This is a genomic window from Aeromonas sp. R2-1, assembly GCF_040908425.1.
Classification (GTDB): domain Bacteria; phylum Pseudomonadota; class Gammaproteobacteria; order Enterobacterales; family Aeromonadaceae; genus Aeromonas; species Aeromonas caviae.
In genome coordinates, this window is the sequence record NZ_JBFODR010000046.1 from 1 (window position 1) to 2,215 (window position 2,215).

At 67.0% G+C, this 2,215-nt stretch carries 2 protein-coding genes; both read right to left on the reverse strand.

Annotated features, from left to right (window positions below):
* A partial coding sequence (locus AB5Y80_RS16935) for a methyl-accepting chemotaxis protein (RefSeq protein ID WP_368173227.1) occupies positions 1-1,433 on the reverse strand: 1,433 nt, incomplete at its 3' end.
* A 122-nt stretch (positions 1,434-1,555) separates the two neighbouring features.
* A partial coding sequence (locus AB5Y80_RS16940) for a methyl-accepting chemotaxis protein (RefSeq protein WP_368173228.1) occupies positions 1,556-2,215 on the reverse strand: 660 nt, incomplete at its 5' end.

Below are 2,215 nucleotides of genomic sequence, written 5' to 3' on the forward strand. Positions count from 1 at the left end.
CCGGTGATCTGGTCGAGGGCGCCGTTGGCCTCGTCGGCCTGGGTCACCACCCGCAGGCTCTGGTTGCGGCCCTGGGCCATGGCGCTGACGGCGCGGGCGCTCTGTTCCTGGAGGCTGTTGATCATGCCCTGGATCTCGGCGGTGGAGGCGGCGGAGCGGCTGGCGAGGTTGCGCACCTCGTCGGCCACCACGGCGAAGCCACGGCCCTGCTCGCCGGCGCGGGCAGCCTCGATGGCGGCGTTGAGGGCCAGCAGGTTGGTCTGCTCCGAGATGCTGCGTATGGTGTCGAGGATGCTGCCGATGGAGTCGGTCTGGCTCGCCAGGGACTCGATGACCCCGGCGACCTGTTCGATTTCACCGGAGAGGCCGACGATGCCGTGACGGGCCTGGGCGACGACCTGGGCCCCCGCATCGGCCTGCTCGTTGGCCTGCTTGGCGACGTCGGCTGCCAGGGATGCATTGCCGGCGATCTCGGTGACGGTGGCCCCCATCTCGTGGATGGCGGTGGCGACCTGGACGGTGCGATCCCGCTGGGCGGTGCAGTTGTGCTGGGTGAGCTGGGCCTTGGCGGCCACCTCGCTGGCGGTGGCGGCCACCTGGCGGGAGTTGCTCGCCACCTGCACGATGGCCCCGTGGATCCGGGTCACGAACTGGTTGAAGCTGTGGGCAATCTCGGCCAGCTCGTCCTTGCCGGTGAGACTGGCGCGGCTGTCGAGGGCGAGGTGGCGGGCCACCTCGCCAATATGGGATTGCAGGAAGGAGACCCGGCGGCGCAGCCCGATGAGGATGAGGGTCGAGACGAGCAGCGAGATGGCGATGGCGATGACGATGATGGCGATCATCTGGGTACGACCGCTGTCATAGCTGTTTTCGCTCAGGTCGTTGCGATGCTGGGCCTGACCTATCAACCCGTCGAGCAGCTCATTGGCGCCCTTGCGCATGACCCCGTAGCTCTGGCTGTAGCGATCCCGGTAGATGGCGCGTGCCTCGTCCATCTTGTTGTCAGAGAGCGCCTGCAACATGGGGGTCAGCTCCTCCCGCTCCACCCGGGTGAATTGATCGAGCAGGGTCTGGGCCCTGGCCCGGGCGTCGGGATCGACCTGGGCCTTGACGGCCTGCTCCATGGCCTGGCGCATCTCGGGAATGTCTTCCTCGCGGGTCTCCTTGACCCGGGTCAGCACCCCCTTTTCGTCGCGCAGGGAGGTGTCCTGCAATAGCATCATGTCGATGCCGACGCGCATGCGCGGGATGCGGGAGGCCACTTCCGCCATGGCCCGCATGGGGGTGGCGGTATTCTGGAACAGCTCTTCGGCCTGCTGCCTGATGTTGTCCATGCTGCGCAGACTGGCGGCGCCAACCAGCAGCAGGGCGAGACAGGGCACGGTGACGGCCAGGATCAGTTGGGTTTTGATGGTGAGGTTGCCTGCCAGCATGTTGACTCCTTGGTGTGTTGCTGTGTCGCTACTGTAGCGGCTTGTCATGACGGTTCGCCGTCATGGGGGTCGGTATTCCCTGTCGACCCGGTGAAAAAAGGGCGCCGCAGCGCCCTTTCATCTTATAACCGGAAGTTGCCGACCAGCTTGTCGAGCTCGCCGGAGAGCTGTTGCAGGCTGCGGCTGGACTCGGTCAACTGGTGGGCGATATCGGCGGTCTCCATGGTGAGCTGGTTGATGTCCTCCACGTTGCGGTTGATCTCCCCGACCACGCTGGACTGCTCTTCGGTGGCGGTGGCGACCTGGATGTTCATGTCGCTGATCTGGGTGATGTGCCCGGTGATCTGGTCGAGGGCGCCGTTGGCCTCGTCGGCCTGGGTCACCACCCGCAGGCTCTGGTTGCGGCCCTGGGCCATGGCGCTGACGGCGCGGGCGCTCTGTTCCTGGAGGCTGTTGATCATGCCCTGGATCTCGGCGGTGGAGGCGGCGGAGCGGCTGGCGAGGTTGCGCACCTCGTCGGCCACCACGGCGAAGCCACGGCCCTGCTCGCCGGCGCGGGCAGCCTCGATGGCGGCGTTGAGGGCCAGCAGGTTGGTCTGCTCCGAGATGCTGCGTATGGTGTCGAGGATGCTGCCGATGGAGTCGGTCTGGCTCGCCAGGGACTCGATGACCCCGGCGACCTGTTCGATTTCACCGGAGAGGCCGACGATGCCGTGACGGGCCTGGGCGACGACCTGGGCCCCCGCATCGGCCTGCTCGTTGGCCTGCTTGGCGACGTCGGC